18 protein-coding genes are annotated in these 17417 nt (G+C 60.4%); 15 read left to right on the forward strand and 3 right to left on the reverse strand.

All coding sequences use genetic code 11. The features are described 5' to 3' along the window. The first annotated feature begins 85 nt into the window (after positions 1-85). On the forward strand, positions 86-862 hold the full coding sequence (locus HMPREF9696_RS20640; RefSeq protein WP_002715003.1) for an SDR family oxidoreductase: 777 nt from the start codon (positions 86-88) through the stop codon (positions 860-862). A gap of 98 nt (positions 863-960) precedes the next feature. Here HMPREF9696_RS20640 and HMPREF9696_RS20645 read toward each other — a convergent pair whose 3' ends face one another. Then, on the reverse strand, positions 961-1365 hold the full coding sequence (locus HMPREF9696_RS20645) for a carboxymuconolactone decarboxylase family protein (RefSeq protein ID WP_002715004.1): 405 nt from the start codon (positions 1363-1365) through the stop codon (positions 961-963). A 244-nt stretch (positions 1366-1609) separates the two neighbouring features. Here HMPREF9696_RS20645 and HMPREF9696_RS20650 point away from each other — a divergent pair, with 244 nt between their 5' ends. Continuing rightward, positions 1610-2500 carry an NAD(P)-dependent oxidoreductase gene (locus HMPREF9696_RS20650; RefSeq protein WP_002715005.1) on the forward strand — a complete coding sequence of 297 codons (891 nt, stop codon included), beginning with the start codon at positions 1610-1612 and terminating at the stop codon, positions 2498-2500. 30 nt (positions 2501-2530) lie between these two features. Here HMPREF9696_RS20650 and HMPREF9696_RS20655 read toward each other — a convergent pair whose 3' ends face one another. Beyond that, entirely contained in the window at positions 2531-3301 is a 771-nt protein-coding gene (locus tag HMPREF9696_RS20655; RefSeq protein ID WP_430642313.1) for an SRPBCC family protein, read from the reverse strand. 218 nt (positions 3302-3519) lie between these two features. On the opposite strand from HMPREF9696_RS20655, the gene HMPREF9696_RS20660 reads away from it, so the two are divergent. The 4 genes from HMPREF9696_RS20660 (at position 3520) to HMPREF9696_RS20675 (ending at position 8501) form a co-directional block, all read left to right on the forward strand. Then, positions 3520-4395 (forward strand): FAD binding domain-containing protein, encoded by an 876-nt coding sequence (locus HMPREF9696_RS20660; protein ID WP_002715007.1) that lies wholly within the window; start codon positions 3520-3522, stop codon positions 4393-4395. After that, entirely contained in the window at positions 4392-4874 is a 483-nt protein-coding gene (locus HMPREF9696_RS21470; protein WP_002715008.1) for a (2Fe-2S)-binding protein, read from the forward strand. The genes HMPREF9696_RS20660 and HMPREF9696_RS21470 overlap by 4 nt, the downstream gene beginning before the upstream one ends. 46 nt (positions 4875-4920) lie before the next feature. Then, complete coding sequence (locus HMPREF9696_RS20670; protein ID WP_002715009.1) at positions 4921-7311, forward strand: xanthine dehydrogenase family protein molybdopterin-binding subunit; 2391 nt, start codon at positions 4921-4923, stop codon at positions 7309-7311. Between the two features lie 224 nt (positions 7312-7535). Further along, a complete protein-coding gene (locus HMPREF9696_RS20675; protein WP_157170048.1) occupies positions 7536-8501 on the forward strand; it encodes a winged helix-turn-helix transcriptional regulator in 966 nt (321 codons plus the stop codon). A 28-nt stretch (positions 8502-8529) separates the two neighbouring features. On the opposite strand, the gene HMPREF9696_RS20680 is transcribed toward HMPREF9696_RS20675, so the two are convergent. Continuing rightward, the gene (locus HMPREF9696_RS20680; RefSeq protein WP_002715011.1) at positions 8530-9741 is read right to left on the reverse strand and encodes an ABC transporter substrate-binding protein; all 1212 of its coding nucleotides are present in this window, start codon (positions 9739-9741) and stop codon (positions 8530-8532) included. 152 nt (positions 9742-9893) lie between these two features. Here HMPREF9696_RS20680 and HMPREF9696_RS20685 point away from each other — a divergent pair, with 152 nt between their 5' ends. From HMPREF9696_RS20685 to HMPREF9696_RS20725, 9 genes are all read left to right on the forward strand, one after another. Then, complete coding sequence (locus HMPREF9696_RS20685) at positions 9894-10685, forward strand: ABC transporter ATP-binding protein (protein WP_002715012.1); 792 nt, start codon at positions 9894-9896, stop codon at positions 10683-10685. After that, positions 10682-11419: an ABC transporter ATP-binding protein gene (locus HMPREF9696_RS20690; protein WP_002715013.1), complete on the forward strand. Its 738-nt coding sequence runs from the start codon at positions 10682-10684 to the stop codon at positions 11417-11419. Before HMPREF9696_RS20685 ends, HMPREF9696_RS20690 begins: the two co-directional genes overlap by 4 nt. 8 nt (positions 11420-11427) lie before the next feature. Further along, a complete protein-coding gene (locus tag HMPREF9696_RS20695) occupies positions 11428-12306 on the forward strand; it encodes a branched-chain amino acid ABC transporter permease (protein ID WP_002715014.1) in 879 nt (292 codons plus the stop codon). Between the two features lie 8 nt (positions 12307-12314). Further along, complete coding sequence (locus HMPREF9696_RS20700; RefSeq protein ID WP_002715015.1) at positions 12315-13340, forward strand: branched-chain amino acid ABC transporter permease; 1026 nt, start codon at positions 12315-12317, stop codon at positions 13338-13340. A 99-nt stretch (positions 13341-13439) separates the two neighbouring features. Then, positions 13440-14591: an iron-containing alcohol dehydrogenase gene (locus tag HMPREF9696_RS20705; RefSeq protein ID WP_002715016.1), complete on the forward strand. Its 1152-nt coding sequence runs from the start codon at positions 13440-13442 to the stop codon at positions 14589-14591. After that, positions 14588-15034: an acyl-CoA thioesterase gene (locus tag HMPREF9696_RS20710; protein ID WP_002715017.1), complete on the forward strand. Its 447-nt coding sequence runs from the start codon at positions 14588-14590 to the stop codon at positions 15032-15034. Before HMPREF9696_RS20705 ends, HMPREF9696_RS20710 begins: the two co-directional genes overlap by 4 nt. Before the next feature lie 38 nt (positions 15035-15072). Then, the gene (locus HMPREF9696_RS20715; protein WP_002715018.1) at positions 15073-15846 is read left to right on the forward strand and encodes an enoyl-CoA hydratase-related protein; all 774 of its coding nucleotides are present in this window, start codon (positions 15073-15075) and stop codon (positions 15844-15846) included. Between the two features lie 10 nt (positions 15847-15856). Then, positions 15857-16612: an N-acyl homoserine lactonase family protein gene (locus HMPREF9696_RS20720; protein ID WP_002715019.1), complete on the forward strand. Its 756-nt coding sequence runs from the start codon at positions 15857-15859 to the stop codon at positions 16610-16612. Positions 16613-16663: 51 nt separating this feature from the next. Continuing rightward, on the forward strand, positions 16664-17416 hold the full coding sequence (locus HMPREF9696_RS20725) for a 3-oxoacyl-ACP reductase family protein (RefSeq protein WP_002715020.1): 753 nt from the start codon (positions 16664-16666) through the stop codon (positions 17414-17416). Position 17417: the final 1 nt, after the last annotated feature.

Here is a 17417-nt window from a genome sequence, read left to right on the forward strand (position 1 = left end):
TTCTGGCCGCTGATTGGTCTGGAAGGCTGCGTCAGCGCGGACCATAATGGCGTGGATATCTGCTACGCCAGCAAGAGGAATCCGGATGAAAATCGAAGAGCTTTTCAGTGTGCGCGGCAAGGTTGCGCTGGTCACCGGTGGAAGCCGCGGACTGGGAGAAATGTTCGCCCGCGCCTACGTGGAAAACGGCGTCAAGGTCTACATCTCTTCGCGCAAGGCGGAGGCCTGCGCCAGCCTCGCGGAAGAGCTCTCGAAGTTCGGGACTTGCATTCCCCTTCCGGCAGACCTGTCGAAGATGGACGAGATCGAGCGGCTGGCGAAAGAGATCGCCGCCCGCGAGAGCAAGCTCGATATCCTCATCAACAATGCAGGTGCGAGCTGGGGAGCTTCATTTGCCGAATTCCCTGAAAACGGCTGGGACAAGGTGATGGACCTCAACCTGAAGTCGGTATTCTTCATGACCCAGAAGCTGCTGCCGTTGCTGAAGGCGGCGGGCAGCGCCGAGGACTATGCGCGCGTTATCAATATCGGTTCGATCGAGGGAATCAGGACCTCGCATCTGGAGGCCTATTCTTATGCGGCTTCCAAATCCGGTGTGCTTCATGTCACGCGGATGATGGCGAAGTATCTGGCCAGCGACCACATCGCCGTCAATGCCATCGCACCCGGCTACTTTCCGTCAAAGATGACCGAGGCGATCGAGGCGGAGGACAGCGCCGAAATCCTGACCCATACGCCGATGAAACGCTGGGGGCAGCCGAGCGATATGGCCGGCGTCGCCCTCTATCTCGCCTCAAAAGCCAGTGCATTTGTTTGTGGCGCGGTGATCCCCGTCGACGGCGGCCTCGCCACCACTAGCTGACAGGAGCAACGAGGGCGCGCGCATGCTTATGGCGGGCACCGACAGAACTCACGGACGGGTCCCGGCATTCTGTGTGTCGAATGCCGGGATGCCGAGCCTTACTTTACTTGGCCCATTTCCTTGAGCACCTCGTTGGCGGCCTTGAAGGCATCGAGGCCCGCCGGAATCCCGCAATAGACCGTAGCGTGGAGCAGAACCTCCTTGATCTCGTCGACCGTTACGCCGTTGTTGATGGCGCCGCGCGTGTGCAGCTTGATTTCCGGTGAGCGGTTCAGCGCCGTCAGCATCGCGAGATTGAGCAGGCTGCGGGTTTTACGGTCGAGACCTGGCCGGTTCCAGGCATAGCCCCAGCACCATTCCGTGGTGATGTGCTGGAACGCCATCGTGAAGTCGTTCGCCGACCGGATCGACTTGTCGACATAGTCCGAGCCGAGCACCTCACGGCGCGCGGACAGGCCGATGTCGAACAATCCGCCAAGAGTAATCTTCTGATCGTAGCTCATGAGTGCTCCGTGAGTGGTGTTTGACGTCGAAGTGGACGGTCCGCCGCAGCTTGCGCATGAGCGGTTGCCTGATCTGCATCATGATTGAGGCGGCACGTTTCAATAGATCAGATCGGCGGTCAAGCTGATTGACAGAGTGTCCGGCAATCAGTTCATTGGCGATATCTCGCGGCATTGAACATGCGATCAGCAGCGACACCCGCCGCGCAGTCATACGCCAGCTTTATGGTGAGGAGCCTTTCTCGTGTCTCAGTCCACGGCCATCATCCCGCCCGCGAAAATCGCAGTGATCGGCCTCGGCAACATGGGGCAACCGATGGCGGCCTGTCTGTCCCGTGCGGGTTATGAGGTGGTCGGCTTCGATACGTCGGACGATGCGCGGCGCAAGTTCAGCGCTGCCGGCGGTATCGCTGCTCCCGGCGTGGCTGAGGCCGTGTCGGATGCCGCCCTCGTCATTACGCTTCTGCCGGATGGCACGATTGTTCGGGCTGCTATCGAAGGCATGAAACCGCATTTCGCGCCCGGTGCGGTGATTGTCGACATGAGTTCATCCGCGCCTATGGGGACGAAAGCCCTCGGCCAGGAACTGATCGCAGCAGGTTTTGAATTTATCGACGCGCCAGTGTCTGGCGGCGTGAAGCGTGCGATCGACGGAACGCTCGCGATCATGGCGGGCGGAGATGAAAGCACCATCGACCGGGCTGAACCCGTTCTGCACGCGATGGGCAAGTCAGTCTTCCGGACCGGTCCGCTCGGGTCGGGCCATGCCGCCAAGGCACTGAACAACTATGTCTCCGCAGCCGGTCTCGCGGCGGCGGTGGAGGCGGTTGCGATTGCAGAGCGCTTTGGAATTGATCCCAACAAGCTGGTGGACGTTCTGAATGCATCTACGGGGCGCAACAATTCCACCGAGAACAAACTCAAGCAGTTCATCATCTCAGGGACATTCAATTCCGGATTCTCGCTTGCCCTGATGGCCAAGGACATCCGCACGGCTGACGATCTCGCCCGCCAGCTCGATGTGCCGGCGCCGCTCGCCGACGAGGTGGCCGCGCAGTGGGATGAAGCGCTGAAGATGCTCGGATCGTCGGCCGATCATACCGAGATCGGCCGCTATTCCGCGGCCAGGCGGTGATTGCCGATTATGTGCGCTGTGTAACCGGCGTCAGTGCCGGCCGGTCTGCAGGCGGCCGAACAGATAGCCGATCGCGGCGACCATCAGGAGCAGGACCGCGCTGGCGAAGTCCGGAGAAACGGCCTGGTTGTTTCCCGCCGGGACCAGTTTTGGCAAACCGCCGCCAAGAAAATACCAGCCCGCGCCGACGAGCAGCGCGAGGGCCAAAAAGCTCGCAAGCCCCGCGCGTCCGGGGAAACCTGACGATCCCGTTTCAGCTTCAGGCTTGTAGGCCCGGCGGACGGCTTGCCGATCCGGTTCTGCTGCGGGCCGCGCCGAGGCGGTCTCAACACCAGCGGACGCATGTGTCGCGTTCCCCTTGCCGTACTGCCTCTCGATCTCCAGCGCAAATCGCTTGAAGAAGGCCGCCGACATCTGTTTGGCCGTTGCGTCAATCAGCCGTCCGCCAAGCTGCGAAAGTTTGCCGCCAATCTCCGCCGAGACGTCATAGTGGAGCAGGGTGGCATCTCCATCCGCTTCAAGGCGGACAACGGCGCCGCCCTTGGCGAAGCCTGCAACGCCGCCCTGGCCTTCACCTGTGATGCGATAGCCATTGGGGGGATCGAGATCGGACAGCGTGACCGCGCCCTGAAACTTCGCGCTGACCGGGCCGACCTTGATCACGGCGGTGGCAGTCATCTGCGTGTCCGAGAGTTTGACGAGTTCCTGACAGCCGGGAATGCACGCTTCCAGGATCGCCACATCGTTGAGGGCTTTCCATACAACGTCACGGCTGGCCGGAATGCGCTGTTGTCCCGCCATCTTCATATCGTGTTCCCTTGTCCGCCACGTTCCGCGATGGCGTTTGAATGCGCCGCAATATCCGATCCACAGGCGCGCCCTCGCGACCTTGACATTGCACATATTAGTACAGTAATGCAAGTCACTATGCTTGATGATTTTGGCTTGGACGGTATTGTCGGAGATCATGATGCCTGATGATCCATCGTGTTGATCGCCAGCCAGGTTGAGACATCGGTATGAAGCCAGCTTCCTTTGACTATGTCCGCGCCGAGAGTATCGAGCACGCTGTGCAGACGCTTGCTCGGGCGGATGGCGATGGAAAGGTCATTGCCGGCGGTCAGAGCCTGATGCCGATGATGAACTTCCGGCTCGTAAAGCCATCGGTGCTGGTTGATATCAATCGCATTCCCGGTCTCGACCGGATCGAGCAGCGCGGAAGCCGGCTCGCGCTGGGCGCGCTGGTGCGTCACCGGATGACGGCCGCCGATCGGCTCATCGCGACGCAGATTCCGGTGCTCCATCAGGCCATGAAGCATGTGGCGCATTTGACGGTGCGGAATCGCGGCACCTTTTGCGGCAGCGTTTGCCATGCGGATCCGGCAGCGGAAATGCCGATGATGACCCTGCTTCTCAACGGGGCCATCCAGATTTCTTCTCCGAGAGGCACGCGCGTAGTAGCGGCGGAGGATTTCTTCGTGAGTTCGCTGGTGACATGCCTCGAACCCGATGAAGTCGTCACGGAAATCGAAATCGACACGTTCCCTGCCGAAACTGGCTGGGGCTTTGAGGAGTTCGCCCGGCGCCATGGCGATTACGCGCTGGCGGCCGTCGCCGTGACGATGACGCGGCGAGACGGGGTGGTATCGGCTCCGCGGATTGCCTTGATGGGCGTCGGCGAAATGCCGATGCGGATGTCCGCGCTGGAGACGATGATCGAAGGACGAGAATTGACCGACGATCTGATCGGCGAAGTGGTCGCGGTCTTGCGGGATGAGATCACGCCGAACTCCGATCTTCACGGGTCGGCCGATTATCGGCGGCATCTGGCGGGTGCCCTTACGCGCCGCGCCCTGTCGGCCGCATGGTCTCGCGCAGGGGTGCGTGAAGAATGAGCAAGCAGATCGACATTACGGTCTCCGTGAACGGGCTGTCGTACACACGGCAGATCGAGCCACGGTTGTTATTATCCGACTTCCTGCGTAACGAACTGGGGTTGACCGGAACCCACGTCGGTTGCGAGCACGGCGTGTGTGGGGCCTGCACGGTGCTGCTGAATGGCCGCAGCGCGCGGTCCTGTCTGACGCTTGCCGTTCAGGCTGACGGTGCGGATATCGAAACGGTCGAAGGGCAGGGAAGCGTCGAGAATCTCGGGCGGATTCAGCGGGCGTTTCGCGATCATCACGGTCTTCAGTGCGGGTTCTGTACGCCCGGCTTCATCATGACGATCACCGATATGCTGCGTCACCACGGCCTTGAGAATGATGAGGACATCCGGGAGGCGCTTTCCGGCAACATCTGCCGATGCACGGGCTATGAACACATCGTCAATGCGGTGCGCGAACTCGCCAGAGAACGAGGGCCACTCAAGTGATCCGGACCCGTCTCAACAGAAGCGTGTTATCAGACGAGTGCGGCGAATGAAGAAGCCGGAAACGCCATCCGCGGAATTGCGCCCGAAGCTGGTGGGGCAGCGCATCAAGCGCACCGAAGATCCGCGCCTTCTGACGGGCGCGGGCCGCTATGTCGATGACATGACTCCTCCCGGAACGCTTCACGTCGCGCTCAGGCGCAGCGATCAGCCTCACGCCCGCATTGCGGGTATTGATGTGGGCGAAGCCTTCTCGATACCCGGCGTCGTGGCCATCTTCGATGCCACCGATATCGAAGGTGATCTGAAGCCAGCGATTCCGACCTCGAAGATGAAAAACTACTACGCCACGCCAATCTGGCCGCTGGCGAGGGGCAAGGTGCGGTACGTCGGCGAACCGGTCGTTGCCGTTCTCGCCGAAAGCCGCTACGCGGCCGAAGACGCGCTGGAACATATTTCCATCAAATACGAGCCGCTTCCGTTCGCGATCCGGCAGGTGGACGCTGTTGCCGACGATGCGCCGCTGCTGCACGACGAAGCCGGAACCAATGTCATCATTTCGCGCGAGTTCGCGCGTGGCGACGTGGACAAGGCGATCACGGATGCTCCGGTGACGGTGAAGGGCGTTTTCAGGATGACGCGGAAGACCGCGGTTTCGATGGAAAACCGCTCGTATCTTGCCGAATGGGATCGCCGCCGCCTTGCGCTGACGCTGCATTCGTCGACCAACATTCCCGGCATCATCCGCGATGTGCTCGCAGGTTGCCTCGATTTGCCGGGAAACCGCATGCGTGTGGTTGCGCCCGATGTCGGAGGCAGCTTCGGGGGCAAGGGATCACTCTATCATGAGGAGATGCTGGTTTGCGTCTTGGCGCGCAAGCTGGGACGGCCAGTCAAGTATGTCGCCGACCGCCTTGAGGATCTGTCGGCGACGAGTCAGGCCTTCGATGAATTGATGGAAGCCGAACTCGCGCTCGATCACGACGGCAAGCTGATCGGACTGCGCGCCGACGTCATCGGCGATATCGGCGCATACTCAATCTATCCATGGACCGGTGCTCTCGAGCCGGTTCAGGTGGTCAGCTTTCTTCCGGGACCCTATCGGCTGGAGCATTATCGCGGACGGATTCGCGGGGTGCTCACTCCCAAGCCGCCGACCGGTCCTTATCGCGGCGTCGGCCGTCCATCCTCGACATTCGCGATGGAGCGGCTGATCGAGATGGCGGCGCGCAAGATCGGAATGGATCCCGTCGAAATCCGGCGCCGCAATCTCGTGACCGCCGAGGAATTTCCGTATCGGACGGGCTCCGGCATTATCTGGGACAAGTCTGCCTTTCAGGAATGCCTTCAGGGCGCCGTTGATCTTGCCGATTATCCGGCCCTTGTGCGTGAGCGCGACAAGGCGCGCCAGGAAGGCAGATGGGTCGGCATCGGGCTTTCAAGCTATGCCGAATTGACCGGAATCGGGTCGCGCATTTCGGTGGCGCCGGGCATGCCGATCAACACGGGCACCGAGACGTCGTCGATCCGGATTGACGCCACCGGGGCGATCACTGCCGCCTTCGGCATCTCGTCGCACGGGCAGGGACTGGAAACGACCCTTGCGCAAGTCATCGCCGATGAGATGGGCTGCAAGATGCACGACATTGAGGTCCAGCACGGGGATAGTTCGCTCGTTCCCATGAGCAGCGGCACCTTTGCCAGCCGCTCGGCAGTGATCGCGGGCGGCGCGGCGACGATGTCGGCGCGTGTGGTCAAGGCCAAGGTGCTGAAGGCTGCCGCTTACCTGATGGAGGTCCCCGTCGACGATCTGGAAGCGTCGGACGGGATTGTCCGCGCGCGTTCCTCCAATGCCTCGATGACCTTCAAGGAGGTCGCGCATGCGGTCTATTCGCAGATGGGACGGATTCCGCGCGAATTGCGGGAAGACCTGGTCGCATCGGAAACCTACGATCCCTATCTCGGAACGGCATGTTCCTCCACGCATCTCGTGATGGTTGAGATCGACCCGCAAACCTTTGGCGTCACGATCAAGCGATATGTCGTCGCGGAAGATTGCGGTCGCATCATCAATCCTATGATTGTCGACGGCCAGGTTCACGGCGCGGTGGCGCAGGGAATCGGCGCAGCTTTGCTTGAAGAGCTTGTCTATGACGAGAAGGGGCAATTTCTCACGGCCAGTCTTGCGGATTATCTCGTTCCGGTCGCCACGAACGTGCCGGACATTGGAATCGTGCATATCGAGGCCGAACTGCCGAACAATATCGGTGGGTTTCGCGGCATGGGCGAGGGCGGCACGATCGGCGCGCCGGCGGCTATCGCCAACGCTGTCTCGGATGCATTGTCGCCGCTTGGTATCGAGATCGATACGCTGCCAGCCACTCCGGAACGCATTTTCCGTCTGGTCGAGGCTGCGCGTTCCGGCGGAGGGGTGGTGTAGGCGAGACACGGCTTCGGGCCGATCGGCTTGTTCTGGATTGAACAACTGGTATACATTGCTAAGTCTCGTGCGTTGAGATACGCGCCTTTCAATCCGTAGAATGTCTCGTCAGGGGCACTTGGTCAGAGCCAGACATGCGGCCAGCGGTTGCAGCAAAAGACAAGAAGCCGGCCAGATCCCCAAAGTCCGATTTGTCGGTTCGTTCAGAGGAAAAAAGCTCCGATTTGCTCGAGCGCAAATGCTCGATTGCAAGTACGGTCGGGATTCTGTCCGATGCTTGGGCATTTCTTGTCATTCGTGAGGCGTTCTTCGGTGCGCGGCGGTTCGAGGAATTCCGTTCGGGTCTCGAAATTTCGCGCGCGACACTGACTGACCGGCTGCGGCGGCTGACCCAGGAAGGCATTCTTCGCGAGGCCAGCTATTCGGACACGTCGAGCCGGGTCGAGTACAAGCTGACCAAGTCCGGGATCGATCTCTATCCGACATTCATGGCGCTGATGCAGTTCGGCGACCGCTGGCTCGATCCAACGGATGGACCGCTCCAGCTCATCCATGAAGATTGCAACTGCGTCAGCAAGCCGCTGGTCGCCTGTTCATGCTGCCAGAAGAAAATCACGGCGCGCGAGGTCACCTATCTCGACGGTCCAGGAGCGGGCGTGGTGGGCGCAGAAACCAATGCGCGGCGCACTCGCCGCACCGTCGACGATTTCATGCGCGGCCGTCCGAGCTCGGTGTCCCGTGCGCTGGAAGTGATCGGAGACCGCTGGAGCTTTCTGATCATTCGCGAAGCGTTCTACGGCGCGGCGCGTTTCGATCAATTTCAGGCCGAACTGAAAATCGCGTCCAACATTCTTACCGACCGGTTGAGCCGCCTTGTCGATCGCGGAGTCTTCAAGAAGCGGAAATACCAGTCAGCTCCCGAGCGGTTTGAATATCTGCTGACGCCGATGGGGGCCGATCTACACGGGCCGATCATGATGATGATGGCCTGGGGAGACCGCTGGCGCGCCGGCGGCGAGCCGCCGATGCTTCTCAAGCATTCCGTTTGCGGCAAGATTTTCACGCCGACCGTTGTTTGCAACCGGTGCGGCAAGCCAATCCATGCCTACGCGATGAAGTATCGGATGCGCTACGATCCCAACAAGTTCGGCGGACGAAAAAGCAGCCGGGCTGTGCCCGGCCGCGTCTGATCGGCGTCGTCCGGAATTTGTGGACGAGTTACTTCTTCACAAGCGGACACTTGCTTTCGGAGAGCGGGCGGAACGCCTCGTTCCCGGGAATGACGGCGCGGAGCTTGTAATAGTCCCAGGCGTATTTCGACTCCGACGGCTTCTTCACCTCGTACACGTACATGTCGTGGACGAACCGTCCATCCTCGCGAACGCGCCCGTTCTTGGCGAAGAAGTCGTTCACCGGCATCTCACGCATTTTCGCCATAACGGTTTTGGCATCGTCCGTACCAGCGGCCTTTATCGCATTAAGATAATGCATGGTCGAGGAATAGTCGCCGGCATCGCCCATATGCGGCATGCGCTTCATCTTCGCGAAGAAACGCTTCGAGAACGCGCGGGTTTCCTCGTCGCGATCCCAGTAGAAGCCGTTGGTCAGAACAAGGCCCTGTGCGGTCTTGAGGCCCATCGAATCGATATCGGTGATCCACACCAGAAGTCCGGCGATGGTCTGCTTGCCGCCGTCGGTCAGTCCGAAGTCTTTGGCCGATTTCACAGCGTTGATGAAAGTCGTGCCGGAGCCTGCGACGGCGACGACCTTTGCCTTGGACGCCTGCGCCTGCAGCAGGAAGGATGAATGGTCAGGTGTGTCGATAGGATAGCGGATCGATCCGAGAACGTTTCCGCCATTCGCCTTGACGACATTCGCTGTATCGCCTTCGAGAGCATGTCCGAACGCATAGTCCGCGGTGAGGAAGTACCATGAATTCAGACCTTCCTTGATCAATGCCTTTCCGGTGCCTTGGGCGAGGGCGTAGGTGTCATAAGCATAGTGGATGCTGTTGGGTGTGCAGGAATCGCCGGTCAATCGCGACGAGCCTGATCCGTTGACGATGGCAATGCGGTTCTTCTCCTGCGCAACATTGGTGACAGCGAGTGCAATGGATGAGTTGATCAGATTGGCAATCATGTCGACCTTGCCGACATCATACCATTCACGCGCTTTGGCGATGGCCACTTCGTTCCTGTTCTGGTGATCGGCCACGATCACCTCGATTTTCTTTCCGAGGACCGTTCCGCCAAAATCCTCAACAGCCATTTTCACGGCCGTCACAGAACCCTCGCCGGATTCGTGGGAAAACTGCCCCGACATATCCGTCATCACGCCGATCCGCACCACGTCGTCCGAAATCCTGTCCTGCGCAAATGCCGATCCGGCGAGCGCTACACTTGCGGCCAGTGCCAATGCAGTTGTTCTCATAGTGCCTCCTCCCGTTTTCAAAAACCTGCGGCTGCTCAGTCAGCTCGAAATTACAGGCTTGCATAACTAGACTAATTTGATATGACTGTGTCAACAGCGTTGCGCGGACTCATTGCGTTGCGGCGCACAAGCAAAATCGGGAGGAGGAGCGGATGGGTGCAACAGCGCGTCATCCGACGACGGAGGTCGTTCTGCAGGCGCGGGGACTGCGTAAGGATTTTCGCGGCTACACGGCTGTCGGCGGTGTTGATCTCGATATTCATCGCGGCGAGATTCATGCGCTGATCGGGCCCAATGGTGCGGGAAAGACCACGGTCTTCAACCTGCTCACGAAATTTCTTGTGCCAACCTCCGGGCAAATTCTTCTCGATGGAATCGATGTCTCGCATGAGCCGCCGGCGGCGCTGGCGCGGCGCGGACTTGTGCGTTCATTTCAGATTTCAGCGGTGTTTCCGCATCTGACGGTGAGCGACAACATCGTGGTCGCGCTGCAGCGGGCTTGTATTTCCCCTGTGGCGTTTTGGCGCGGACGAAAGCGCCTTGGCGATGTTTCGGCCCGGATCGGCGAACTGCTTTCGCAGGTGGATCTTGCCGCATTCGCGAAAACGCGTGCCGGCGATTTGCCGTACGGGCGCAAGCGGGCGCTGGAACTGGCGACGACGCTGGCGGCTGAACCAAAAGTGATGCTGCTCGACGAGCCGACGCAGGGATTGGGGCATGAGGACGTCGATCGCGTCACCGCGCTGATCAAGCAGGCGGCGGTTGGCCGCACTGTGGTCATGGTGGAGCACAACATGAAGATGGTCGCGCGAATTGCCGACCGGATCAGTGTTCTGAGGCGTGGAGAGATTATCGCCGAAGGCACTTACGAAGAGGTCTCGCGCGATCCGCAGGTCGTGGAATCCTATCTCGGTTCGCGATCTCGCGCGGAGAAAAAACAATGATGGCGACAGCCGAATTTACCGCTCCGGAAAATGCGGCGGACGTATTGACGGTCGACAGCCTTCACGCCTGGTACGGCGAATCCCATGTGCTGCACGGCATGTCGTTTTCGCTGCATCCCGGAGAGGTCGTGGCCTTGCTCGGCCGTAACGGCAGCGGCCGGACCACGACGCTGCGTGCGGTGATGGGCCTGACGGACCGGACCGAAGGGGAGATCCGGATCGGCGGCAGGAACGCCACGCGGTTGCCACCGCATCTGATCGCGCGCATGGGGGTCGGCTATTGTCCGGAAGAGCGCGCGATTTTCGCATCGCTATCATGCGAGGAAAACCTTCTATTGCCGCCCCGGCAGACGGATGGCGGCATGCCGCTGGACGAAATCTACGCGCTGCTGCCCAATCTCGCGGAGCGACGGCACACGCCGGGCACGCGGCTTTCGGGCGGGGAACAGCAAATGCTGGCGATTGCGCGCATCCTGCGCACCGGCGCCCGTCTGCTGTTGCTGGACGAAATCTCCGAGGGCCTCGCGCCGGTGATTGTCGACCGGTTGTTCGATCTGGTCGTGGAGCTGAAGTCGCGCGGCTACACCATTCTGCTGGTCGAGCAGAACAAGTATTTCGCCGCGCCGCTCGCGGACAGGTTTCTGGTGGTCGAGCGTGGAACCATTGTCATGCGCCTGACTGCTGATGAACTGGAAGCGCAAGCCGATCTTGTCGACCGCACGCTGGGCGTTTGAGAGGCATCATGTTCGATATTCCAATTCAGGTGCTGTTGGGGCAGGTGACGATCGGTCTCGTCAACGGGTCGTTCTACGCCATTCTCAGCCTGGGCCTCGCGCTCATCTTCGGGCTTCTCAACGTGATCAACTTCGCGCACGGAGCCCTCTACATGCTTGGTGCGTTCGGCGTGTATCTGGCCATGCAGAAGCTGGGCGTGAACTACTGGTGGTCGTTGATCCTTGTACCCGTCGTCGTTGGCGCATTCGGCGCCTTGATCGAGCGGCTTCTGCTGCGGCGGCTGTCGGGGCTCGATCATCTTTATGGCTTGCTGTTCACGTTCGGTCTTGCGCTGGTTCTGGAAGGCATCTTCCGCGACATCTATGGCTCGGCCGGACTTCCATATCCGACGCCGCCGGCGCTGCGCGGACTGATCGATCTGGGCTTCATGCGGCTTCCGATCTATCGCGTCTGGATCGTCTGCATGTCGCTGCTGGTTTGCATCGCCGTCTGGTTCCTGATCGAACAGACACGGCTTGGCTCCTATCTCCGCGCAGGCACCGAGAATGCCCGGATCGTACAGGCGCTCGGCATCAATGTCCCGCTGATGGTGACGCTGGTCTATGCGCTCGGAGCGGCGCTGGCCGCCTTCGCCGGTGTTCTTGCAGCCCCGATCTATCAGGTGCAGCCGCTGATGGGCTCCAACATCCTGATCATCACCTTCGCGGTCGTCGTCATCGGCGGGCTTGGCTCCACCGCGGGTGCGATCATGACCGGGCTTGCGCTCGGCGTGATCGAAGGCCTGTCCAAGGTGTTCTATCCTGAAATCTCGTCAACCATCGTGTTCATCGTCATGGCGTTCGTGCTTCTGATCCGCCCTGCCGGCTTGTTTGGACGTGAAGCATGAGCATATCCATGAGGACGTCCACCGCATTACTGATCAGCCTGCTCGTAATCGGGTTCATCGCGCCGTTCGCAGGCCTGTACACGCAATTTCTGATGAAGTGCGTCGCTCTCGCGTTGTTCGCCGTGGCTTTCAATTTTTTCACGGGAAACGTCGGTCTGCTTTCCATCGGCCATGCAGCCTTCTTCGGCATGGGCGCCTATGTCGCCGGTTACGTTACGAAAGAGTGGGCGTTGACGCCTGAACTCGCTCTCGTGGTCAGTCTTCTCACGGGTCTCGTGCTCGGCCTTGTGATGGGCGGCATGGCGATCCGGCGTCAGGGCATCTATTTCGCGATGATCACTCTGGCTTTGGCGCAGATGGTCTATTTCTTTTGCGTGCAGGCACCATTCACCGGCGCCGAGGATGGATTGCAGCGCATTCCAAGGCGTGACCTGTTTGGTGTCATTCATCTCACCGACGACCATGCGATGTACGTTTTCGTGCTCGTGGTCATGGTCGCAGTGGTATGGGCGTTTCAGCGGCTAATGGAAGCGCCGTTCGGTCAGGTTCTGCTTGCCATTCGGGACAACGAGCCGCGCGCAATTTCGCTCGGCTACGATGTGCAGGGCTACAAGCTGTCTGCATTCGCGATGTCCGCGGCGGTTGCTGGACTGGCCGGTGGCATGAAGGCGCTGACGCTGGGCTTTGCGGGATTGCCGGACGCGCACTGGACCCAATCGGGCAATGTCATTCTCATGTGTCTGCTCGGCGGGCTCGGCACGCCGCTCGGACCCATTATCGGCGCCATTCTGGTGGTGACGCTGGAAAGCAGGCTTTCCGGGCTTGGTACGATCCAGGTTGGTTCGCTGTCTGTCGATCTCTCGACCAAGGTTCCGATCATCATTGGGCTGATCTTCATGGTGTGCGTCCTGCTGTTTCGGCGCGGCATTGTCGGCGAGATCGCGGCCGCTTTCGACGCCGCGCGGGCTCGGCGCAAACCATCACCGGAGAGCAGCAATGCCGCGAAACGTGTTGACATCGCCACCGCCGATTAGTCTATTTATGCAAGTGACATGGCCGAGCGCGAGATAGAAGCGCGCGGCGATAAGATGATTTCGGGGCCGCTATCCTGGCTCCGTCGAGCGGAGTGCGCAGTGCAGGGGTTTGTCTTCCAGTCCACGAAATCGGTCCTGGTCGAGCCGGGATCGTCGTCTCGCATCGGAGAACTCGTCAGTTCACTTGGCTGCAAATCCGTGCTGATGGTGAGCGATCCGGGGGTCAGCGGCGCCGGGCTTCTTCAGCCGGGGTTGGATGGTCTGCGCCAGCATGGCGTGACCGTGACTCTCTTTACGGATGTCCAGGCCGATCCGCCGGTGCATGTGATCGACGCAGCGGTGAAAATGGCGAGGGACGCCGCGGTCGATGGTGTCGTGTCCATCGGCGGTGGAAGCTCCATGGATGTGGCGAAGCTGGTCGCGTTGCTGGCTGTCGGTGAGGAGCGGCTGGATGATATCTACGGCGTCGGCCTGGTGAAGGGGCGGCGTCTCCCGCTGGTGCTTGCGCCAACAACGGCAGGCACCGGCTCGGAGGTCACGCCGATCTCGATCGTGACGACAGGCGAGGGCGAAAAGAAGGGTGTCGTCTCGCCGGTCTTGCTGCCGGACTGGGCGGTACTCGATGCGGAACTGACCGTCGGTCTGCCCGCTCCGGTCACAGCAGCGACGGGTATCGATGCCATGGTCCACGCCATCGAAGCCTATACCAGCAAGCGGCTCAAAAATCCGCTGTCGGATTCGCTCGCGCGTGAGGCGCTGCGCCTGCTGGGTGGAAACATTCACGAGGCTTGCCGCAACGGCATGAACCGCGAGGCGCGCCACAATATGCTGCTCGGGTCCATGCTTGCGGGCATGGCCTTTGCGAATGCGCCGGTCGCCGCCGTTCACGCGCTGGCTTACCCGGTCGGCGCGCGCTTTCACGTCCCGCATGGCTTGTCGAATTCGCTGGTGTTGCCGCAAGTCATTCGCTTCAATGCAGGTTCGGCCGAGAACCATTATGGCGAACTCGCAGGCATCCTTGTGCCGGCGGCGAAGGGAAATGCAGCCGAACGCACCGGGGCATTGGTGGACATGCTTTGCGCCTTGCCGGTGGAGCTCGGGTTGCCGACGCGGCTTCGCGATGTCGGCATCACGTCCGGCGATATTGGACTGCTGGCCGACGACGCGATGAAACAAACGCGCTTGCTGGTCAACAACCCGCGCGACGTCGCGCGCGCGGATGCGGTAGCGATCTACGAGGCCTCCCTATGAGCGAGCGTCCGAAGCCGGATCTCCGCAGCGGTTATGCCTACTTCCAGCTCATGACGACGCGCTGGATGGATAACGATTCCTACCGGCACATGAACAATACCACATACTATTCGTTCTTCGATTCCATCGTGAACCAGTACCTCATCGAGAACGGCGTGCTGGATGTTGAAAAGAGCGAGGTGATCGGTCTGGTGGCCGAAACCATGTGCCGGTACTTCAGATCGGTCGGCTTCCCGTCCAGGCTCAATGTTGGATTGAGAGCCAGTCATATCGGCAACAGCAGCGTTCGTTACGATGTGGCGCTCTTCAGGGACGATGACGACGAAGCATCGGCGCAGGGGCACTTTGTCCATGTTTATGTCGACCGCGCGAGCGGACGGCCGGTGCCGATTCCCGAGAAGCTGAAGTCGGTAGTGAAGCCGCTGTATCGCGGCGAGGTCTGAGATTCAGTCGATCAACTGTATGCCCGCAGGAGAGACTATTGGCCGACATAGATGTTGCCGTTCAGGACAGGATTGCGGTGGTGACGCTCAACCGGCCCGCCGAACGCAATGCCATGACGCTCGCGATGTGGGAAGGCATTGCCGATATTTTTTCTCGTCTCGGCGTTGATCCTGAAGTGCGTGCCATCATTCTGACCGGCGCGGGCCGGAATTTCAGTGTCGGTGCCGATGTTTCGGAGTTCTCAAAGGTCCGTTCCAATATCGCGGAGAGCAAGGCTTACGAGGTCGCCGTGGATGCATCGTCGGATGCGATCGCCAGCGCGCCGAAACCGGTCATTGCCGTTCTCGAGGGGTACTGCCTCGGCGGCGGATGTCATCTGTCGATGGCATGTGATTTCCGCTACGCCGATGCCGAGACGTCGATCGGAATCCCCGCGGCGAAGCTCTCGATTGTCTATGGTGTGCGCAGCACCCAGCGGCTGCTTGCCCTGGTCGGGCTGGCGAATGCCAAGCGCGTTCTTTACGCCGCTGAACGGTTCAGGGCGGGTGATGCGGCGCGGATGGGACTGATCGACCACGTCTCCACGGACCCGATGTCAGCCGCGAAGGCGCTGGCGGCGGATATCGCCGGGCTGGCACCCCTCTCGGTTGCGGGAGCCAAAAGGATATTGACCGGACTTTCAATGGGCGCCGGGGCGCTCGATCTGCGGGAGGCTGATTCATTGATCGACGCGGCGTCGGCCAGCGAGGATTATGAGGAGGGCCGGCGGGCGTTTGCCGAGAAGCGCCCTCCGGTGTTCCGCGGCAAGTGAGGGCAAAACCATGAAGATGCATGTTCTGTCAGGTGGGCGGCTGCGGATGCGCAGGACCATCTATTTTCCCGATGCCGGCCGCGACGAAACAATCGAACTTCCCGTCTCCTGCATGCTGATGCGCCACAAGCAGGGCAATGTGCTGTTCGATACCGGATGCCATCCCTCGATTGCGGAAAATCCCGAAGCGCGATGGGGCAGCGTCGCCAAGTATATGACGCCGATCATGCCGCCGGGCGACAACGTGCTCACAGGCCTGAAAGCGGTCGGTCTTGGTCCGGATGATATTGATGTCGTCGTCTGCTCGCATCTTCATACGGATCACTGTGGCTGCAACGAGTTCTTCAGAAAATCGACGATTGTCGTGCATGCGCGCGAACTGGACGCAGCGAGGGCGCCGGACGCGGCCGGATATTTTGCCGCAGACTGGGATCATCCCATTCCCATGAAGGCCATTGACGGACAGTTCGACCTGTTCGGTGACGGGAAGATCGTGCTCGTTCCGTTGCCCGGTCACACGCCCGGGACCGTTGGGGCGCTGGTCAAGCTGGATCGCAGCGGCGAGTTCCTGCTCACGTCCGACGCCGTCAGCATCAGGGAAAACCTCGACAAAAACATCGTTCCGAAGAACACGAAGAACGCGGAGGAATTCCTCAAATCGTTCGAGGAAATTCGCCGCATCGAGAAGGCCGGCGCAACAGTGATCTGCAGCCATGATGAAGCGCAATGGAATTCGTTGCGCAAAGGCATGGACGCTTACGAGTGATGCGCGGACTGGCCGCAAAAAATTGCAATTTCAACGACAAAGGATACCGGAATGGACATGCATCTGAAGGGTAAGGTCGCTCTTGTCACCGGCGCGGGCCGTGACGTTGGCCGCGAAATCGCACTCAGTCTCGCGGCGGAAGGTGCTGCGGTCGCGGTCAACTACAACGGATCGCGTGAGAAGGCTGAAGCGGTGGTTGCGGAGATCGAAAAAGCGGGTGGCAAGGCCATCGCCTGCAAGGCGAACGTTGCCAATTTCGATGAAGTCCAAGCCATGGTTGCGAAGGTAGTTGAGCATTTTGGCGGACTCAACATCGTGGTCAACAATGCCGGCGTGGCGCTTCGGAATCGCTTTGTCGACACAACGCCCGAGGAATGGAAGAAGCAGATCGATATCTGCCTCTACGGCGCCATTCACATTTCCAAGGCGGCGGCGCCTCATCTGGAAAAGGCCGGAGACGGGAGGATCATCGCGCTGGTGGGCGACTCATCCCGTGTCGGCGAGTCCGGACTTGCCATCGTTGCGGCCGCGCGCAGCGGCGTTATTGCCTTGATGAAATCGCTGGCCCGGGAACTCGGACGTTTTGGAACGACGGCCAATACGATCTCGCTGGGATTGATCGAAACCCCGCACGATCTGGCGTGGGTGAATGCAAACCGCGACAAACTCACCAAGCTCTACCCGCTGCGCAGACTTGGCTTCCCGTCGGACATCGCACCGATGGTCACGTTGCTGGCGTCGAAGCATGGCGGCTGGATTACTGGTCAGACGATCAGTATCAGCGGCGGTTTCAGCATGGTCTAAC

Source organism: Afipia clevelandensis ATCC 49720, from assembly GCF_000336555.1.
Taxonomy (GTDB): Bacteria; Pseudomonadota; Alphaproteobacteria; order Rhizobiales; family Xanthobacteraceae; genus Afipia; species Afipia clevelandensis.